1 protein-coding gene is annotated in these 826 nt (G+C 72.4%); it reads right to left on the bottom strand.

Going from position 1 to position 826, the window contains the following annotated elements; translation table 11 throughout:
* Positions 1-148: 148 nt before the first annotated feature.
* On the bottom strand, positions 149-574 hold the full coding sequence (locus ACFWY9_RS38820; RefSeq protein WP_378329316.1) for a YjdF family protein: 426 nt from the start codon (positions 572-574) through the stop codon (positions 149-151).
* Between the last annotated feature and the right edge of the window lie 252 nt (positions 575-826).

Raw genomic sequence — 826 nt, 5'->3', positions numbered from 1 at the left:
TGTTTACATCCCCCGCCGGGGGGGCTCCCCCCCCCAACGGTCTCCCCCCCCCGCCCCCCCGTGGGCCCCCCCCGCGCGGGGCCCCCCACCCCCCCCCCCCCCGGGCGCCCCCCCGACACATCGCCAGGCCCACTGCCCTCGGCACCTCTCACCGGCCACGGTGCTTCGCTCGGGCCTTGTCCCGCGCCAGCGTGCGCCTGCGCTGCGCCTCCGCAGCCGCCCGACGCTTGCGCGCGGCCTTGTTCTCGACGATCCGCTCGGCCACCGACTCCTTCAACGCGCGCTGCGCGGCCGTCCCGATGCCGGCGTCCTCTTGAGCACGCTTGGCCAGCTTCGCCAGCCGCTTGGCGTTGAGCCGCGCCGTCGGCCGCTCCTCGACGGGGACGGCGGGTGCCGCGCGGGCGGCGTCGGCGAGCCGGACGAATCCTCGTCCGGCGGCGAACGCGGCGAGTTCGGCGTGGGTCGGCTCGGCACCGAAGACGTGGCGGGCGGCGCGCACGGCGCCGTCCTCGTGGATCTCGTAAACGCCGACCCAGAACCGGCCGTCGTGGTACAGCGTGAAAACCCCGTTCACCGGAAACCTCCAGGCATGACGAATCAGCCTGGCCGCACTGGTTTCCCGCTCGGGCCGCGGGACAACGAGCCGGGGCGGGCTCCCACCGCCGCCTGCCGCCCGGACTACCTACCGGGCTGTGAGGTTCGTCCAGCCAAGAACAACACCACCAGCCTAGCGAGCGGCCGCAACGCGATATCGGCCCCGAAAAGGAGCGAGGGGCCAGATGTAAAGACCCGCGAGAGAAAAAGTGAAAAACAAACAAAGAGTAAG

Source organism: Amycolatopsis sp. NPDC059027, from assembly GCF_042739735.1.
Taxonomy (GTDB): Bacteria; Actinomycetota; Actinomycetes; order Mycobacteriales; family Pseudonocardiaceae; genus Amycolatopsis.
This window is presented reverse-complemented; position numbering and strand designations above follow the sequence as displayed.